Origin of the sequence: Nostoc sp. UCD121 (assembly GCF_014222285.1) — a bacterium.
Taxonomy (GTDB): Bacteria; Cyanobacteriota; Cyanobacteriia; order Cyanobacteriales; family Nostocaceae; genus Nostoc.
Genome location: NZ_JACKZS010000003.1, coordinates 17456 through 38379, shown reverse-complemented (window position 1 = coordinate 38379; position 20924 = coordinate 17456). Strand labels below are relative to the sequence as shown.

Below are 20924 nucleotides of genomic sequence, written 5' to 3'. Positions count from 1 at the left end.
ATTGATCCATTAATCCGTTAGTAAATCAACTCTGGATAAAGCCGGTTGGTAGTTTATGCATCTAGCCAGAGGTAGCTTTATTTGTTAAGAACTGCCTCTTTTTTACTTTTAACGATCGCCAGATATTCGTTGCGAGTTCCATCTATGCGATAGTGGTCGCAAATTTGGCAGAGTTTCAAGATATCCAATCGACTAAATACTTTTTGATGTTCAATGCCGTTGTCGTTTCTCCATCGCCAGAAAGTTGTCCGATCAATGCGGCGATTACTTTCAGGCCATCTTCGTCGAGATAAAAAATCTACCAGTTCATCTTCATAAAATGAGTAGCCTTTTGGTAGCTTCAGGAGTTCTTCTCTTAACTCAATTAGCGGGATGAGTGGATCTAGCTCAGATAGTCTCATGCCAGCAAACCCTTATATTTTTTTCGTGACAGTCTAATTATGCAGAAGGCTTCATACAATACGGTTCATTGCATTAAATCACATTGTCATACTGCGCGTTTATGAATGTATAGAGCGACCAGCAATCAGGTGAATTTATATTTACATTCTCCCTATTTATGTATCTCTCCGCTTCTTAAACAAACAGTATTGAATTACATTATTTAATCACTTACGATAAACTGATTGATACTCGATTGCAACCTATATGCAACAGTTGTGAAGAGAAATAGCTAGCAATGTAATCGATACAATTAATGAAAAACAATTGCAATTTCTCACTACTTTCTAATATTTTTATGTCCTCGCTTTTACTCAGCATATCAAAATAACTCTTTGCTTGATGATGGGTCTGCTGTTCGCTAGTATTTTTCATTCTTTAGATATAGTTGCTAGTGGCTATTGTTACATTGCAGACAGAATTACTTCTTTAGGAATAAAAATCCTTAAAAAATATCTTATTGATTAATACATAATCTTTAAAAAAAATAAATCGACTTTTGGATAGATGTAAAAACTATAGTATTACCTCACGGGTACTTGGTTGATTTAATTGGCTATTATCTCTATTTTTCAATAAGTAAATAAATTAATACGAGGCTAATATTGTTGATACTTTAATACTTTTTCTCAGTATTTTTTCGAGCAAGCTGTGATTGCTAAACTGAAGATATATGCAATTTGTATGCAATTCGAGTAATGTATTTTTGTTATGTGACATACTAATTGAAAAGAGTTCTAATAGTTATGTGAGTAACAGCGATCGCCCCCCAAAGACCCTAGATAAAATGAAACTACAGCGATTCATGCTCTCATTGCCAAGCTTTGATAACCAGCGACTGATTTTTCATGCAGCTCGCCAGACTCTTCGCAAAGCTGAGATGGCCCGCGTTGCGGTGCGTGAATGGCTCAATCAACATGATTGTGAGCTAGAAGAGTGGAAAACAAAAAAAGCTTCTGAGCTTGGAATTAGTATTAGTAGGCTTGAACAAAAGCTATTAAATGCTGCTCAAAACCAGGCGATAATTAATAAGAAAGATGACAGCTTTGATTCCGAAAATGATTCTGTATAAGTTGATATTTAGGTTCTGATTTATTTACCAAATTGCAATCAGAACATGCACTATTCTAAGCTAATTTTGAGGGTTTACATTAATCATTAAGGTGCTTAGAAAATTCTAACTACAAACTTATTTACCCAGCAAATTTAATGCAATGAACCACAGAGACACAGAGAACACAGAGTCAGAGACAAAAAGATATCGGGCTGACAGACTACTAGTAACGTTATTGAAATGGACTAATAAATTATGCCCAAGAACATTTTACCTCTCAAGAACGATACCGTTGTATATAAGTTGTATGTCAATTGTCATGAAGAATTAAACAGCCTAATATTAACTACAATTGATAAGTTGACATATTAGCTGGATGAAAACATCCAATTTGTATCTGATTAACAACTTATGTTGTAATATTGAAGCCATTTCCAATTTAGAGCAATTTTTTAGCCAAAAAAAATCTCTTGAAGTCTTGTTTATGGCTTCTGAACCTCAAGTAAAAGTATATCGCTTACCATCAATAGTCTTTAGAGGATATTTGAAAAGTCCTCTTGTCGGTATCAAAAATTTTAGATCCCCCTAAATCCCCCGATCAATTGGGGGACTTTGATTCCGGTTCCCCTCTTAAAAAGGGGGGTTAGGGGGGATCTAAAGTGCCTAAATTCACAGCGAAACACTTTTTAAAAAACCTCTTAGCCTTACCTAAAAAGTAAACGCGTCTTTCTCTATTTGTAGAGATGGTAATTTTATTATCATCTCTACATCTCAAAGATCTAATAGTGAAGAAAAAGTCATGACTGCTTCTAGAATTGAAGCTGTTTTAGCACAGTTGCAAGAAGAAGTTAGCAATTGTGAACAGGCTGTACTCAAGCTCATACAGGTGAAAAAAGTTATGGTTGAGAATGCACCGTTAACCAGCGAAATAAATAGACCTCAGCAACAAACAGATATTGCAATTATTGGGATGGCTTCTATCTTTCCCCAATCCAAAAATTTACAGGAATATTGGGAGAAAATAATTCACAAAGTTGATTGTATTACTGATGTTCCCCCTTCGCGTTGGAGTGTGGAGGATTATTATGATCCTAATCCCAGAACACCTGATAAAACATATTGCAAAAGAGGCGGATTTATCCCGGATGTCAATTTCAATCCGATGGAATTTGGACTTCCACCTAACAGCCTAGAAGTCACAGATATATCGCAATTGCTAGGTTTGATTGTTGCGAAAGCAGCGATGGAAGATGCAGGTTACGGCGAATCTCGACAGTTTAACAGCGATATCTACGATCGCCTTCGCCAACGCACTGGTGTAATCTTAGGTGTGGCACTAGGCAGACAGTTGGCGGTTCCGTTGAGTGTGAGAATGCAGTACCCGGTTTGGGAAAAAGTCCTCAAAGGCAGTGGCTTATCTGACGACGATACACAAAAAATCATTGAGAAAATCAAAAGTGCTTATGTGCAGTGGGATGAGAATGCCTTCCCCGGTATGCTGGCAAACGTAGTTACAGGAAGAATTGCTAACCGCCTAGATTTGGGGGGAACTAACTGTGTTGTAGATGCCGCTTGTGCCAGTTCATTAGGTGCGCTCAAAATGGCAATGAGCGAGCTAATTGAGCATCGAGCCGATATGATGATCACTGGCGGAGTTGACACCGACAACTCAATTATGGCCTATATGTGTTTCAGCAAAACTCCTGCTGTTTCCCAAGGTGAGAATGTCAAACCTTTCGATGCAGAATCTGATGGAATGATGCTAGGCGAAGGTGTGGGAATGTTAGTCCTGAAACGCCTTGAAGATGCCCAGCGAGATCATGACCGAATCTATGCAGTCATTAAAGGCATTGGGACTTCTAGCGATGGTCGCTACAAAAGTATCTATGCGCCACGTCCAGAAGGTCAAATGAGAGCTTTGCATCGTGCTTACGAAGATGCCGGATTTTCGCCTACAAGTGTTGGTTTGATTGAAGCACACGGCACTGGTACTATGGCTGGAGACCCCGCCGAATTCTCATCGATAAAAGAAGTTTTTGGCGAAAACAATCCCAAAAAGCAGCATATTGCCCTTGGAACTGTCAAATCGCAGATTGGACATACAAAAGCTGCTGCGGGTGCAGCAAGTCTGATCAAAACGGCTTTAGCTTTACACCACAAAGTATTACCAGCCACGATTAATGTCACCAAACCGCATCCTAAATTAGATATTGATAGTTCCCCATTTTATTTAAATACCGAAACCAGACCTTGGATTAGCGGCGATGACCAACCAAGACGTGCAGGGGTAAGTTCTTTTGGCTTTGGTGGCACAAATTATCATGTCGTTCTGGAAGAATACACAAGTCAGCATCAGCAACCCTATCGTTTACACAAACCTTCTCAGTCGGTGTTGCTATTTGCGTCAACACCTGAAGAATTGTTATCGCGCATTCAAGAAATTAGAAAGCAATTGCAATCAGATACGGGAGAACAGCTTTATACAGAATTGATTGCGGCTTCTCAATCTTTAGAAATTCCGGTTACAAATGCCAGACTTGGGTTTGTTGCTGATTCTCTCACTCAAGCTTGTGACTTGCTGCAAACAAGTATTGACTTGCTCACAAGCAAGCTGCAAGCAGAATCATGGGAATATCCCCAAGGAATTTACTATCGCAAAACTGGCATAGAAACAGAGGGGAAGGTGGTTGCCCTATTTTCTGGGCAAGGTTCGCAATACTTAGAAATGGGTCGGGAACTCTTAATTAACTTCCCTTACTTGGGGCAGACTTATGCTCAAATTGATAGCCTTTTACGCGAAGACGGTTTGCAGCCTCTTTCGGAGGTTGTTTTCCCGAACCCTGTGTTTGATCTAGATCAAAAGACTGCCCAGATGAAGGTGTTGCAGCAAACAGAATATGCACAGCCAGCCATTGGAGCTTTTAGCGCTGGTTTGTACAAGATATTGCAACAAGCTGGGTTTAAGCCAGATTTCGTTGCCGGACATAGTTTTGGAGAACTGACTGCTTTGTGGGCTGCGGGAGTTTTGAGTGAGAAAGATTACCTGTTCTTGGTCAAAGCTAGAGGTCAAGCGATGGCTGCACCAAAAGATCCTCTATTGGATGCGGGAGCGATGTTGGCGGTGAAAGGGGATGTAAATCAGGTTACAGAACTAATTCAGAATTTCCCGCAAGTCACCATTGCTAACTTGAATTCTCCAAATCAGATGGTGTTAGCAGGGACGAAAGCTGAAATTGCTAATGTACAGGAGGCTCTGAAAACTCAAGGGTTCTCTAGCATTTTGTTGGGAGTTTCCGCAGCTTTTCACACTCCATTAGTGGCTTATGCACAGCAACCTTTTGCCAAAGCAATTGAGAAAGTTATTTTTAATGAGCCACAAATCCCGGTTTATACAAATGTTACCGGGAAGCGTTACCCAAATGAGCCGCCAGTCATTCAAAAAATCCTCAAAGAACACCTGAAGAATCAGGTGCTATTTAAGCAAGAAATTGAAAATATTTATGCTGAAGGCGGTTACTGCTTTATTGAATTTGGACCGCGAAGCGTTCTTACCAACTTGGTAAAAGATATCCTGGGCGATCGCCCTCATTTAGCTGTAGCTTTAAATGCTAGTCATCTCAAAGATAGCGATCGCACTTTACGGCAAGCTGTTCTACAGTTACGCGTTGCTGGATTACCTTTGCAAAACTTAGACCCCTATCAATTGGAGTACAAAATCCCAGAGGCTTCTCCAAATAAGGTCTTAAATGTCCGCTTAAATAGCACTAACTATGTATCGGATAAAACCAAGCAGTCCTTTGAAAAAGCTATGCAAAATGGGCATGAAGTGAAATCCACTGTTGCGAACGGCAATAAACCCAACTTCTCTCAATCCACAGAGAAGGTATCAGTCAACGGTCAATCCAGCGTTGGCAATGGCAATAAACCTAACTTCTCTCATTCAGCAGAGAAGGTTGCAGTCAATGGTAAATCTACTGTTGGTAATGGCAATAAACCTAACCCCTCTCATTCAGTAGAGAAGGTAGCCGTTAACGGTCAATCCAGCGTTGGCAATGGCAATAAACCTAACTTCTCTCATTCAGCAGAGAAGGTTGCAGTCAATGGTGGAGTGAAATCTGTGCAGAATGGCCAATCAGACCAACTAGATATCAAGTCTTTGCAATCTAGTTCAGAACTTCCTCTAAGTTATTTAAGAGCTATAGAGAACTTAGAGTACACATTAATAGAGGTCAATCGCCATCAGCATGATGTCTTGCAGGTTCATGAACAATCTTTGAATCATCAGACAGAATATACTAAAATTTTCTTCCAACTCATGGAGCAACAACATGCGTTATGGGGAAATCGTAAATTCAGCGAACCACATACAGAAACACAGCAACTCGTAGTCTCCAGTTCAGAGCGCAGCATTATGCGGTTTCACGATCATCAAACCGATAGCCTCCGCATCCATGAGCAATATCTGAACTATCAGCAAGAATACACTAACAACTTTTTCCAATTGCTTCAGCGACATTATCAACCGTCGCCCAGCCATACTAATCAACATCTGATACCGCCAGTCAATTATCAACCAAGTCCAGTAGCTCCACCAGTCGAAGAGGATAACCCTGTTCTGAAGACTCCACCGATTGCTTTACCGAGTAACGGATTTGCCACTAAATCTGAGCCAGTTTCAACTAATGGTAACGGCACAAATGGTAATGGCGCACATCATCAAGCAACAGCAGTTCTGGATATTGCTCCATTAAAAGAGAATACTGCACCTGTAGAAATTGCACCCGAACCACCAGTAATCATCGATCAAGCTACCCTGAGTGAAACTTTAATTAATATCGTTAGTGATAAAACCGGCTATCCAACGGAGATGTTAGAGCTAACGATGGATATCGAGGCAGATTTGGGGATTGATTCGATCAAACGTGTAGAAATTCTCGGAGCGTTGTTAGAACTATATCCCGATTTGCCCAAGCCGAATCCCGAAGAAGTAGGACAGCTACGCACACTGGCTCAAATAGCTGAATATATGGGGAAAATTGCATCTGATATTTCTGGTGCGATGCCTGCGACGGGCTTTGTCAATGCCCCAAATAAGTCAGGGAGTAGGGAGCAGGGAGATGAGGGAGATGGGGAAGATAAGGGAGATAAGGGAGATGAGGGAGATGGCGGAGTAACAGCAATACCTTCCTCATCCCCACCATCCCCTTCATCTCCAGAGCTTGCTAACATTGTGTTCGATGTCGTTAGTGAAAAGACAGGCTATTCGACGAAAATGCTAGATTTGTCGATGGATATAGAGACAGATTTGGGAATTGATGCTGTCAAACTTGTGGAAATTCTCGAAGCGTTGCTAGAACTCTACCCGGATTTACCTAAGCCGAATTCAGAAGCATTGGCTCAATTACGTACCCTTGGACAAATTGTTGCACATATAGAAAAGGGAGCAGGGAGCAGGGGAGAAGAGTTTTCCACAATGTCCAATACCCAATCCTCACTTTTTCGTAGTCCTGTCAGACTCAAATATCTTCCCGAACCTGATGTTTTAGATTTCACCTTACCCGATAACCATATCGCCTTGCTTACCGATGATGGTTCTCTGACTACGGCGAAACTAGCTGAGACTCTGTTCAAACGTGGCTGGAAAACCGTTGTCTTAACTTTTCCTCCAACCGTGATTGCTAAACAATCTCCGTTACCTGAAGGGATTAGCCGTGTGGTGCTTGCAGATTTGAGTGAGGAGCATTTGCAAGAACAGTTAGGAGCGATCGCTACTAACTATGGACAAATAGCTACATTTATCCATCTGAACCCTTCCACTCACGATGAAATAAGCAACCATGTTCGCTATCTGGAATCAGAAAAAGCCATCCTTCGCCATGTCTTTCTCATCGCCAAATATCTCAAAGAACCACTCAATCAAGCGGCACTTCAAGGACGTAGTAGTTTTATAACTGTGGCTCGTCTGGATGGTGAATTCGGACTAGGGCAAAAAACTAACTTTGGTGCAATTGGCGCTGGACTATTCGGACTTACTAAAAGTTTGAACCAGGAATGGGAATCTGTATTTTGCCGAGCGATCGACCTCAGTCCTGATTTAGATGCCGAAACATCAGCACAGCATATCTTCGCCGAACTTCATGACCCAAATCTATTAGTCGTGGAAGTGGGATATAACTCACAAGAGCGAGTAACTCTAGTATGTGAACAGGAAGAACAAAAAAATAGAGAGCAGGAAATCGGCGGAATCCCCTTTGCACCCAGCACTTCTTCCTCCAACGTTTTCCCCATCCCTAATGCCAAATCCCAAGTATTTCTCGTAAGTGGCGGTGCGAAAGGGATAACGGCTCAGTGTGTGATTAAACTAGCGCAGCGTTATCAATGCAAATTTATCTTGGTGGGTCGTTCCACCGCCGATCCAGAACCCGTATGGACTGAAGGTTACTTAAGCGAAGCAGATTTGAAAAAGCGGATTATGGAGGATTTCTTCGCCAAAGGCGAAAAACCCACACCTGCAATGGTGCAGAAAAAGTTTAACGCTATTTCATCTAGTCGCGAAATTGCTACAACCTTACAAGCTATCAACAAGGCGGGCGGAAAGGCTGAATATTTTAATGTTGATGTGACTGATGCGATCGCACTTCAGGAGCAAGTTGCTAATGCTGTCAAGCGTTTTGGCCCGGTAACAGGAATTATTCACGGGGCTGGAAATCTAGCTGATAAGCGGATTGAGAAAAAATCAGTCCAAGATTTTGAAACAGTTTACACTGCCAAAGTTAAAGGTCTCGAAAATCTGTTGCGGTGCGTAACACCGAGTCAACTGAATTATTTAGTCCTGTTTTCCTCTGTAGTTGGTTTCTACGGAAACGTGGGACAGTCAGATTATGCGATCGCTAATGAAATTCTCAACAAATCAGCCCACCTTGTCAAACGCAACCATCCCCATTCTCATGTAGTAGCGATTAATTGGGGCCCTTGGGATAGTGGTATGGTTTCTCCTGAATTAAAGCAAGCTTTTGCTGAACGGAATATTGAGACTATTCCTGTTGATATTGGCACAGAAATGTTAGTTGATGAATTAGCTAGTATAAATCAACAAACTGTGCAAGTTGTAATTGGGAGTCCCCTAGTATATATCCCCGAAAAGTTACCAAGCGAGTTGAGAACTTTTCGTATCCATCGGCAGCTAACATTACCAGCTAATCCCTTTTTACAAGACCATGTAATTGCTGGTTATCCAGTTCTGCCAGCAACTTGTGGACTATTATGGATTGCTAACGCCTGCGAACAAATATATCCTGGTTACAAAGCCTTCCTTTATACAAATTATAAAGTCTTGAAGGGACTAATCTTTGATGAAACTTTAGGAACTGATTACACTTTAGAATTGCAAGAAATTGCTAAACATGATATCAATGAGATAGATTTTGATGCCAAAATTTGGAGTAAAACTCCAGAAGGTAAAATCCGTTATCATTTTAGTAGCCAGATCAAACTGAAGCGGGAAATTCCTAATGCCCCTACACACGAATCCCTGAACTTAAACCAGGATCATAAAATCACCGCTACGACTTCATCAATTTATCAGAATGGGTCAGCTAGCTTGTTCCACGGACTTACTTTTCAAGGCGTAAAATCTGTCTTAAATGCCACTCTGGAAAAGATTACTATAGAATGCTATTTGCCGAAGCCTGAAGAAAGGCAACAAGGGCAATTTCCAGTCCAAACATTTAATCCTTACATTGCAGATGTGGAGATTCATGCATTCTGGATTTGGGCACAGCATTTTTATCAGGTAGCTTGTTTACCTTCGGAAATCAAGAGTTTTGAGCAGTTTATAGCTATCCCATTTGATGAAAAATTTTACGTCTCTTGTGCAATAAAATCAAAGACAGAATCGGGTTTAGTTGTTGATCTCATCGCCCATAATGAACAAGGACAAATATATAACCGGATGCTTGGAGCAAAGGGAACTATTTTACCAAAGCAATTAGATGAAATTTAAATAGACATCGGCACTAAGAATTCAGTAGTCCGAATTTAGAAGGAATCTAATTAGTATATTGATTCATCAAATTTTCTCCTGATTCTTTAATTATTCTGACTCCTGAATTCTTGCAAAAAGTGTAAATCAGCTTGAGGAGGTGAGTGATGGAAGGATTTTCACAAAATAAAATTCCTAAAATAGCTATTGTGGGGATGGATTGTTATTTGGGTGGTGGCTGTAAGGGATTAGATGCCTTTGAACGCAGTATTTATGAGGGAATTCAGCATTTCATTTCTATACCTCCTCAGCGATGGCAAGCAATAGAAGCACAACAAAAGTTGTTGAAAAACTATGGTTTTGCTGACGGTGTATTACCATTAGGTGCATACATTAAAGATTTTGAAATTGATACTTTTCGTTTGGAAATCTCACCAGAAGAAGTAGACAATTTTAATCCCCAAGAACTGTTGATGCTTCAGGTAGCTGATAATGCTTTGAAAGATGCAGCCCTTCATCAAGGCACAAGAATAGCAATAATAATTGCTACTGCTAAAGAACTAACTCTGCATCAACAAAAAGAGCAACTGGAAGTCATTGACAAATACAATGAATATCCCAGTTACATCGAAAATAGTGTGGCTAATTATATTTCCAAACTGTGGAATTTTGCTGGTCCTACATTCACATTAATTGCCGAAGAAAATTCTGTTTTCAAAGCCTTAGAACTTGCCCAAAAGCTACTCGCAATCAGAGAAGTAGACGCTGTTTTAGTCGGTGCAATCGAGCTTGCTGGAGATGGCGCTAGTGTTCTACAGCGAAATCAAATAACAAAAGTTAACACGGGCGTGAATACTCTCAGTTACGACCAGAATGCTAACGGCTGGATAGTAGGTGAGGGTGCGGCGGCTGTAGTATTGAAGCTCCACGACACAGCAAAACGAGAGAACAATCGCATATATGCAACGATTGACGCTCTTAGTCTGGTGGAAAATTCCAAATCTAAAATTAACTCTTCCTCTGTCCCAAATACTGAAGTGATAACCCAGGCTTGTCAACAGGCTTTTCATTTAGCAGATATCCAACCAACAGATATCAACTATTTAGAAGTTGTTGGTAGTGGAATTCCCCAGCAAGATGAGTTAGAAATTCAAGGTTTGCTCACAGCTTATCGCACATTTGAAGCAAATTTAACTTGTGCGATCGGTAGCGTCAAAGCCAATATCGGTCATACATCTGCCGCATCAGGGATAGTTAGTCTGGTTAAAACAGCACTTTGTTTATATCACCGCTACATCCCCGCAGTTCCTCAGTGGTCTGGTCCCAAAATGCCAGAGATTTGGCGAGATAGTCCCTTTTATGTTGCTTCTGAATCAAAACCCTGGTTTTTAGAAAAAGGAGCCGCTAAAAGAATAGCTGCAATTAACGGGATGGAGATAGATGGGAGTTATGCACATTTAATTTTGTCAGAGGAGCTATCTCAGAAACATCGTAGCAGCAGGTATTTAGAGCAAATGCCTTACTATGTGTTTGCGATCGCAGCTGACGATCAATCAACTCTATTAGACCAAATCCGCACTCTTCAACAAACTATTCAAAATTGCTCTTCCCTATCTGCTGCTGCTAAGTTGACTTTTAAAGCTTTTCAGCAGCATCAACAGGCAACTTATGCTGTAGCAATTCTCGGACACAATCAAGATGAATTGCAGCGAGAAATTAAGCACTCCCTCAGGGGTATTGTCAATGCCTTTGAAACTGGAAAAGACTGGCAAAGTCCTCTAGGCAGTTATTTTACGGCAAAACCACTGGGTCAAAGAAGTAAAATTGCTTTCGTTTACCCAGGTGCCTTTAGCGCCTATATCGGTCTTGGTCAAAATCTGTTTCGCTTGTTTCCTCAACTTTACGATGAACCACTCGTTAAAAGTAGTTACAACCGTATAGAAAACGTAGAGAAACTTGTCTATCCTCGAAGCTTAAAAAAATTATCAAATAGACAACTGGAAGACCTTGAACAGAAATTGATTAGCGATCCAATAGCAATACTCGAATCAGAAATGTTCTTTGCCAGAGTCTTAACAGCAATTTTGAACAATTATTTCCAGATCAAGTCTCAAGGTGCTCTTGGTTATAGCTTAGGCGAGATTAGCATGATCTTGGCACAAGGTATTTGGGATAACTTTCAAGATGGTAGTCAGAGCTTTAACTCATCTCCTCTGTTTAAGACAAGGCTATCTGGTTCCAAAAATGCTGTGCGCGAGTATTGGGGATTACCTCAAGAACAGGATGACAAAGGCAAAGATTTTTGGGGCAACTATATTCTCATGTGTCCAGTATCCCGTGTTAAAGAAGCTATCAAACACGAAAACCGCGTCTATTTGCTTTTAATTAACACTTCAGAAGAAGTTGTAATTGCAGGTGAAGTTCAAGCTTGTAAGCGAGTAATTGCTAACCTAAATTGTAATGCTTTCTCTGCCCCCTTTACCCATGTCATCCATTGCGAGGCAATGCGCTCTGAGTACGATGAGATTGTGAGATTAAATACATTACCTATCCAAAACGTATCAGAGACTATTTTTTATTCCACAGCCGAGTATAAACCCATTAACCTCGATAGCCATTCTATTGCTCACAATATTGCTCAAAATATCTGCAAACAGCTTAATTTTCCTCAACTAATTAACCGCGTCTATGAGGATGGCTTCAAAATTTTCATCGAAGTAGGTGCAGGTAGTAACTGTTCGAGATGGATTGATAAAATCCTCAATCAAAAAGAATACGTCACAGTGTCTCTTAATAAAAGAGGTGTAGACGATCATACTTCTATTGTCAAATCCTTAGCAAAACTTCTAAGTCATAGGGTTGATCTAGATTTATCACCGCTATATTCTCAAGAATCGGAAATTCTTAACCAAAGCCAGTCTAGAGTGAAAACTATAAACTTGGGCAATAGCAAGATTAGTTACACATCTTTAAAGAAGAGAAATCAAGAAATACTTCAAGATATAAGCATCGGAACTGTTAATCAGCAGCAATATCAACTATTAGAATTAAAGGAATTTGCACACATGAATTCTTCTTTGCTCCAAAATCCAACCAAAAGTCTTGAAAATACCTCTACAAATTTAGAAACTCTCCCAGAGCAAGCTAGTTTCGAAAATAGCAACAAATCTGCTAAGGTATTGCTACAAGAGCGCCATGAAACTGTAGAGAAATCACAAATTAACAAAAGTTGGGCAACAGAACAGGAAACTCCTAGTTTAACAACTTACGGTGTTACTGACGAACCACATTTACTCAACTTACGTAGTCCTTATTATCAAGATTTGAGTGAAAATGCTTCCCGTATGACTAAAGCCCATGCTATTTTTCTGCAAGCGCGGCAAGAATCGCTAAAGCAAATTAGCGCCATAATTCAGTTGCAAATGGCTTGTTATCAAAAGTTATTTGAATCATAATTATTTCAAGCTGCAAATTACCCAGATTACTTGAATAAATAATTGGGACAAAATCAAGCTTTATTAGACAAGGGGATCTTACCCCCTTGTTCTAGAGCAAACTTACAGGTAATGAGTATCAATTCTGATGTCATCTATTCAAAAATTATCTGGGGAAAATTTTCTTAAACTGGAGATTTTAAAATGATTGGTGCAGATAATGTGCTAAATAATAATGGCAGCTACCTGAAAGCATCAGACTTTCTTTACCAGCAGAATCAAGTTTGGCAAGGTACTTTAGATTCTATATGTTTTAACGAAAAAGGTATAAAGTCTAAGTTGCTAAATTTAGATAAGCCTTGTTATATTATTAGAGTTGAAGGAAAACTTGGCGCAACTAACGAAGGTTATTTATATCCTTACAATCCAGAAAAAACTGGACAAACAGAAATATTAATAGCTGCTCCACCCCTTTCAATTCGGCAATTAGGCGATCCAAGCTTTCTTAACTTTCATGGTGTAAAATACGCTTATACCACGGGCGCAATGGCTCAAGGAATTGCATCTGAAGACTTAGTAATTGCCCTTGGCAAAGAGAAAATATTAAGTTCATTTGGTGCTGGTGGTTTATCTCCTAATCGCGTCGAAGCAGCCATTAATCGCATTCAACAAGCTTTACCCCAGGGGCCTTACGCATTTAACTTACTCCACAGCCCCAGTGAACCTGCTATTGAACGTGGTGTTGTTGATTTGTATCTTAAATATCAGGTGAGAACAATAGAAGCCTCTGCCTTCCTTGATTTGACTGACAACATTGTTTACTACCGGACTGCTGGACTTGGCTTGAATTCAAGCAATCAAATCGAAATCAAAAATAAAATCATTGCCAAAATTTCCAGGAGAGAAGTTGCAACTAAATTTCTGCAACCTGCTCCCGCAAAAATTTTGAAACAATTAGTTAATCAAGGTCTTGTTAGCGAATTGCAAGCAACCCTAGCTGAAAAAATTCCTGTAGCTGACGATATTACTGTCGAAGCAGATTCTGGAGGTCATACAGATAATCGTCCTTTGGTTTGTCTCTTACCTTCCATCTTGGAATTGAGAGATGAAATTCAAAGAAAGTTTTCTTATGAAAAACCTGTCAGAGTCGGAGTAGCAGGAGGAATTGCTACACCACAATCAGCATTAGCTGCTTTTATGATGGGAGCTGCTTATGTTGTAACTGGCTCAATTAATCAGTCTTGTATTGAAGCTGGGACTTCTCAACATACTAAACAGTTACTGGCTCAAGCTGATATGGCTGATGTGATGATGGCTCCAGCAGCAGATATGTTTGAAATGGGAGTAAAACTCCAAGTTCTCAAAAGAGGAACTCTCTTTCCTTTACGAGCACAAAAACTGTTTGAATTATACAAAAACTATAATTCAATTGAAGATATTCCGCTGATAGAAAAAGAAAAATTAGAAAAACAAGTTTTCAAAAATAGCTTAGAAGCAGTTTGGGAGGAGACAGTTAATTATTTATCTCAACGTAATCCCGATAAATTAGCCAAAGCTATTAATAATCCCAAACTGAAGATGGCTCTAATTTTTCGATGGTATCTCGGATTATCATCGCGTTGGTCTAACTTGGGGGAAAAAGGCAGAGAAATGGATTATCAAATTTGGTGTGGTCCTGCTATGGGCAGCTTCAATGATTGGGTTAGAGGTTCTTACTTATCTGAACCAAATAATCGCCATGTAGTTGATGTTGCCAACCACATGATGACTGGTGCGGCATTTTTATACCGAATGCAAAGTTTAAAGATCCAAGGCTTACAAATGCCAGCTTATTACAGTGAATATCGCCCAGCTACTTTTAACTAAAAGGGGAAAAATACATGGAAACTGTTAGAATTGATGACCGATTAACTAAGATTCAAAACAAGCTTTTTGAGCAAGCACACACTAAACCTTTAGAATTAAAATATCTTGCTATAGCTATTAATAAACAGGGGATAAATGGAGAAAAGCTGTACTCTCATCCTGGAATAATTACTTTACCGATGCAATTCTGTGGTTATTTACGTTCTTTGAGTAAACGGCAGAAAGCAATTTTGTCGGCAGCATTCTTAGCTAATTTCTATAAGTTTGTTGCCAATAGTGAATCACAAACTCTTGTATCTAATATAAGTGTTGGTGAAAAAGTTTTTGCTTCCTACTCAGATGAGTATATGATTCTTCATCAGGAAACGAATGAAGAGTTAGATCATATTTGGTCTTTCCGAACTATACATAGCATGGTGGTTCGAGAAACAGGAGTTAAAGACTCATTCGATGAGCCTGGTTTCTTTTATGGAAATGTTGGGGCTATATCTCAATTAGATATGGAAAAACTTACAACTCATTTCACTTTGGATGTAGAACTTGAAAAAACTCTGTTTCATCTAGCGAATGGTAAAAGTTTTCTCAAAAATTTAGTAGATCAGCTACAAGTTCAAGATAGAAATTGGTTATATCGAACTTTACGTTTTATAGTTGGGGATGCCGTAAGGATGCTACCCGCTCAAAAAGTTCAAGAGAATGGATTGGGTGGTTTATGGCTACTTTTCCGATATGTTGCCAATGTAGAGTTAAAACAAGCTGAAAGCTTTTTATTTGATGATCCTGAAAATTTTGATTATGAACCATTGGCTTTTGAACTGAATCAGGGTCACTTAGCAGATGAAGCCCGCCATTACACAACCTCTTTTGATTTAGGCTTAGAACTGTATAAAAAAGCTTCTCCAGAAGCTCAAGATTTCATTCGGCATTTTATGCAAAGAATTGTAGAAGATAACATTAACGGTGCTTTTAGAACTTATCTTGAGAAGATAGACTTAATTAAGCAAGGATTACTATTTACTGATGTTAGAGTTGGGCTAGATGCACTACGTATGTCTTTAAATCATCCTGAATTTGCTAATAAACAAATAGATTTTGATGAACTAGTTGATTCTTGGAGAGACATGAGCTTGAGTTGGCGAAAAATAATAGGCCCCTTAGAACAAAAAACTTGGCACTATCGAGCGCAGCAGCTATCTCGTCTCATCCAATCACTGGAACTTGAATTAAATAAAGACAGACTAGGTAATCGCTATAAGCGCTATCAGGATGCTCTGGAAACTAAGGATATTCAAAAGCTTGTTGAAGTTGCTCAATAAGTGGAAAATATATTAACTATTTTACCAATCGCAATACGTTAAAAAATGGTAATATCCATTCATTTTCAAGACGATCAAAGAACAGTTCAAGTCGAAGCAAACCAAAGCTTAACTAATGTTTGCGATCGCTATCCTAGTTCAATTTTATTTGGTTGTCGTAGTGTTGCTTGTGGAACCTGCCTCATAGAAATTATCAGTGGGATAGAAAATCTAACTCCTGTGATGGATGAAGAGCGGATTTTACTTGATGTGTTAGCTCCAGAGAATCCCAATGTTCGCCTAGCTTGTCAATGCGTAGTGCAGGGTGATATTTGCATTCGCATGGCTAATTAATTGACAAAGTTTATGTAGCTCGGTATACGCTTATATCGATTAGCTATGAGGTTGCTCGATCATTACGGGCAAAATATAAAGTCTTCGCAAGCTACAAAAGATTGTTATTAGGAAACATGAAGCAGTTGCGAAAGCCCACTGGTTTTTCTAATATTTCTTATCTAAGACTTTTCAAAAACTTTAGCCAGTATAGCAATCCTATTTCGGAATGCTATATATCCAATTCCTTTTACTTCAGAGGTGTGTAAATGAGTCAGTCTATTTCTGAGACAACTAAAAAGCAGTCTTATACCGCAGAAGAAATTCAAGCTTGGTTAGTATCTCATATTGCAGAGCAGCTAGGAGTTGAACCCAAGGATATAGATGTCCGTCAGCCTTTAGACAGCTACGGTTTAGAGTCAGCGCAGGCAATGGTTTTAGTTAGCAAAGCGGAGAAGTTGTTTGGTTTTGAACTATCTCCAATCTTATTGTGGCGTTACCCTACTATTGAAACTCTATCTCAGCGATTAGCCGAAGAATCTAAAGCTTCCCAATCAGAAACTTTTGAGATTTGAAAACTAAAGCTGTTCTTCAAAGTTTAAATAACAAGATTTTGATAGTTTCAAACTATGCTTTACAGGTTTTTAGCAAAGCTTATTCAACAGGTTGTTAAGCTTGTCAGTCAATAGAAACAAGCTCAATCAATAACTAACCTTGCAAGCAATCAGTCCTTAGAGGAAATCAAAAGTAAATATGATTTACAACAGAAAACTAGGATGTCTTGAGCAAGTTATGGAAATCTTAAACAGCCGCGCTAAAACCTGGAACATAGTCACCATTAGCCGTATCAAAGGCCATATCTGCGAAGAAAATTTGGCACAAGCATTAGACGTGATACAGTGTCGTCATCCACGCCTAAATTCTCAAATTATCCGTTCCACAAATAGCCTCAGCTTTCAAAATCAAGGAACAGCAAAAATAGCTTTACGCGTTGTAAGGCATTTAAATAATGAGCAGTGGCAAGAAGTTGTTTATGAAGAGATGAACAAAGAAATTGATAGTAGCCAAGGTCTGCTGCGAGTAGTACTTGTCCATCTGCTGGGTGATGAGCATATAAGTTACCTAATTACAACAATACACCATGCGATCGCAGATGGTTTATCATCCATCCGACTTCACTCAGAAATCTTAACTTGGTGCGAGAGAATTGTGTCCGGCGAACCAATTCACCCAGTTACTAGCTTAACTCCACTTCCACCCATCGAACAACTAATGCCCGAATGGACTAAGGGGTTCAGAGGTAAGATAAACAGCATTATCTTCTTGTTGCAGCTTGGATTCCAAAAAATCTGGAATCAACCAAAAACATTAGGTTTTCACAAGTATGTATCCATTGCAAAGCGTACTTCCAATATTATCCACAGACAACTTGACCAAGACTTAACCCAAAAATTTGTAAATCATTGTCGGCAAGAGAAGACAACAGTACATAGTGCTTTGTGTGCTGTACTTATGTTTACAGTAGCCAGAAAAATAATTAAAGGTAATAGGAAAGATGTACGAGTAAACTGCCTATCATATTTTGATTTGAGGAGATATTTAGAACCAGCAATCAGCGATGACCGTATGGCTGTATTAGCCTCTTCTGCTATGGGATTTCATACTATACGTAGAAACATGTCTATCTGGGAATTAGCTCGTGAGGTGAAGCAAAAACTTGAATTTAGTAAAGAGTCTGGCGATCTTTTTAAAATGATTTTGATTGCCAAGCACCTCATATATTTTTGTTTTATCTTCCCTAAGCAAGTAGCTGCCACAGTGTCTGTTTCTAATGTTGGCAAGGTAAATGTGCCCACAATTTACGGTGAATTTGAACTAGAAGAAATCAGCTTTGCTGGTTCTAATGCTTTGTATGCAGGTCTTTTTGTTATTCATGCTTCAACTTTTAAAGGAAAAATGCTGCTAAATTTTGTATTTTCCCAACCTTCAATTGATCAGAATGATATGGAAATTCTTGTAAATAATGTGATGTCCTATATATTGGATATTTGCAATTTAAACATAAATTATTTATTAACATTGGATTAGGCGTAATTGTTAATAAATTTAGAAGTTTACAAGCTAATATTTTGAGAAAATTCGGAGATTTTTCGACCATGAACGCATCAGATATCGTAACAAAACTTACTCAACAGGGTGTTCATTTTTGGGTTGATAACGATAAGTTAAAGATTCGCTCACCAAAGGGAATAATCACATTAGAAATGCAAGCAGAAATAGTTGCTAGCAAAGCAGAGATTGTGGCATTTTTGCACGAAATGGATGTAGCTGTTGACTTGAGTTCTATCCCTTTAAGCCAAGGACTAAACTTACAAACTATTGGTCGTCTAATTGGAGGATTTTCAGAGCAATCAACTGTAGAGTATAAGCCACCAATTATTGATCCTAAAGCTATGGCTCAAAAATTGATAGTTACATTTAAACCTTTACCTGATAGCTACAATAATCAAGAAATTCGTAAATTTCGCCAAGAATTGGAAGTTATACTGAGAAATTATGGGGTCAAGGTTTTATCTTGGAATGAAGCGATCGCAGAATTTAATTATGACCTAACACTTCCGATAATTAATAAAAAGAAGAACTTCAAATTCAAAGGGATTAAATCAGAAGTTAATGCAATCATTGATGTGGAAATAACTCCTTCAATTATAAGAAAAATTGGTATATTTGCAGCAGAGCTACTCTATCAATTTTATTCTAATTTTGTTTTAAACGATCGAAAAATACCTGTTATAAAAATAGCCCGATTGAGCAGTTGGGCTGAAGATCATGCAGCTAAATATGTTGACAATCCTACCAAGACACAAGTAATTGTTATTACAGAAATAGACAATAATTTTATTAACCCTCTTATCCCATACAAACAAAAAATAAATATTGGCTTAAACACTTTAATTAGAACATTTTCAGAGATTGTTATTGGAGTCTCCTCTGAGAAAATTTCTATATTAAACATGAATCTTTCTGACTCTATATTTTCCAAAGACGAGATAGAAAGGTTTGCTTTAAAATCACTAATTCCTAAAGTTTTTGTGCCGATTGCCCCACTTTTACTGAGTCGGTTTGAGCTAGGACACTACAATCCCGAAGAATCTAGCTATGCTGGAAAATTAGTTAAATTGGGTCATGAGTTAGCAGCAACAGGCTTATTTCCTCCTGGTTTTAAATTGGATGAGGTGATTAAAAGAAAATCCCATAGAGATATTGTCAGCATCATTATAAATGGTAGGACAGGTGTTTCTTATGGCTTTGTTGCTTACGCTGAACCTCCACAATATTTTGGAAATGTAGAAGTAACTCAAAACGAGTGGGAAGGTCTACTACCTGTTAAGGGATTTAATAGTAACGAACTTCGTCAAAATGAAAATGGTAGACGCTATGTCAAAATCAAAATATTAGAAAAATATGTATTTAGACAAATCCCCGATATTTGGCTTGTAAGTTCTCGTTCTGGGTCAAATAAAACAGACTTGAATATCGCTGACGATATTATCAGAATTGGTTTGAAAGAAAAGCTATATCTCCAACTTCCTAAAGTTATTCGTTCGGAATTAGCAGATATGAAACCTTCTTATGATATTTATGTCATGCTTGCGATTAGTCTTTCTGCGGCTTTGTATACACCAGAATTAATTAAAAATGGTGCGCCAATTGTTCATTTTCACGGCTACCCAGCATTTGATTGGTTTAAAGCAAATGAATACTGTGTTGGGGTAAATAATCCTTCGGTACCTTGTGGAACCTATGAATCTGGTGTATTCAACTTTCTGGGTATTTCTAGCTTGGTCGAACAACAAGCTAGAAATATATCTTTAGTTAGTTTAGTAGAACCAGATCATGGCACGAATTTTATAGCTCATGATTTGGATTATTTAGTCGAAAGATTGAAAACTGGGTGTGCAGACGGGCAAATTGAATTAGGTGGAAAGCATTTTGCTTCTCTGAAATCTCAGATAGAAGAGTGCAGAATCTAAATTATCGAACAGAATCAGTAGTCAGAATTCAGAATGAATTTTGACCGAAAAAGCGTCTGAATCCCCGACTAATAGGGCAGCGTAAAGCCTGCGGCATAGCTACGCTTAGATCTCATCCTGGAGCGTCTTGATTCTGACTTCTGTTAGCGGTAGTGGGGCGTTTAGCCCATTCAGAATAGCTGAATTTTTCTTCAATGAAATAGTCTTTTAATTCATTACCAATTACGGATTATTTTAGTTTATATCATCCGTATAAAAATGTTAGATCATTATTTCTAGCATTTTTATGCGGATGATTTTTTATTTATTATAAAAAATTATTCAGGTAGGAAGTTGCGTATGAGTTGCGATTGAGTATCTCCCTGTCATAATATACTTATAAATCACAACTGGATGAGATTGTTAGGTAACTATAAAAGAATCCAGTTCAGTTAAGCATTTATTTATTCTCTCAACGTCGCACCAGTTGCTACAAGTAGAGGAACC

Annotated in this window: 10 protein-coding genes; 9 read left to right on the top strand and 1 reads right to left on the bottom strand. The window is 38.7% G+C overall.

Annotation, left to right across the window (positions count from 1 at the left end; all coding sequences use genetic code 11):
- Positions 1–77: 77 nt before the first annotated feature.
- Positions 78–401 (bottom strand): hypothetical protein, encoded by a 324-nt coding sequence (locus GNF10_RS01210; protein ID WP_114080674.1) that lies wholly within the window; start codon positions 399–401, stop codon positions 78–80.
- A gap of 845 nt (positions 402–1246) precedes the next feature.
- Between GNF10_RS01210 and GNF10_RS01205 the strand changes: the two genes are divergently transcribed.
- From GNF10_RS01205 to GNF10_RS01165, 9 genes are all read left to right on the top strand, one after another.
- Positions 1247–1513 carry a hypothetical protein gene (locus GNF10_RS01205; RefSeq protein ID WP_185580841.1) on the top strand — a complete coding sequence of 89 codons (267 nt, stop codon included), beginning with the start codon at positions 1247–1249 and terminating at the stop codon, positions 1511–1513.
- A gap of 781 nt (positions 1514–2294) precedes the next feature.
- The gene (locus GNF10_RS01200) at positions 2295–9497 is read left to right on the top strand and encodes a type I polyketide synthase (protein ID WP_185580840.1); all 7203 of its coding nucleotides are present in this window, start codon (positions 2295–2297) and stop codon (positions 9495–9497) included.
- Positions 9498–9643: 146 nt separating this feature from the next.
- Positions 9644–12931, top strand: coding sequence for a type I polyketide synthase (locus GNF10_RS01195; RefSeq protein ID WP_185580839.1), 3288 nt, complete (start codon positions 9644–9646; stop codon positions 12929–12931).
- 183 nt (positions 12932–13114) lie between these two features.
- Positions 13115–14776 carry a PfaD family polyunsaturated fatty acid/polyketide biosynthesis protein gene (locus GNF10_RS01190; protein WP_185580838.1) on the top strand — a complete coding sequence of 554 codons (1662 nt, stop codon included), beginning with the start codon at positions 13115–13117 and terminating at the stop codon, positions 14774–14776.
- Between the two features lie 14 nt (positions 14777–14790).
- Positions 14791–16092 (top strand): hypothetical protein, encoded by a 1302-nt coding sequence (locus tag GNF10_RS01185; RefSeq protein ID WP_185580837.1) that lies wholly within the window; start codon positions 14791–14793, stop codon positions 16090–16092.
- A gap of 45 nt (positions 16093–16137) precedes the next feature.
- Positions 16138–16425 carry a 2Fe-2S iron-sulfur cluster-binding protein gene (locus GNF10_RS01180; protein ID WP_185580836.1) on the top strand — a complete coding sequence of 96 codons (288 nt, stop codon included), beginning with the start codon at positions 16138–16140 and terminating at the stop codon, positions 16423–16425.
- 248 nt (positions 16426–16673) lie between these two features.
- Positions 16674–16979, top strand: a complete 306-nt coding sequence (locus GNF10_RS01175) for a phosphopantetheine-binding protein (protein ID WP_185580835.1) — start codon at positions 16674–16676, stop codon at positions 16977–16979.
- A gap of 178 nt (positions 16980–17157) precedes the next feature.
- Positions 17158–18492 (top strand): condensation domain-containing protein, encoded by a 1335-nt coding sequence (locus GNF10_RS01170; RefSeq protein WP_185580834.1) that lies wholly within the window; start codon positions 17158–17160, stop codon positions 18490–18492.
- Positions 18493–18560: 68 nt separating this feature from the next.
- Entirely contained in the window at positions 18561–20438 is a 1878-nt protein-coding gene (locus GNF10_RS01165; protein WP_185580833.1) for a hypothetical protein, read from the top strand.
- Positions 20439–20924 lie beyond the last annotated feature (486 nt).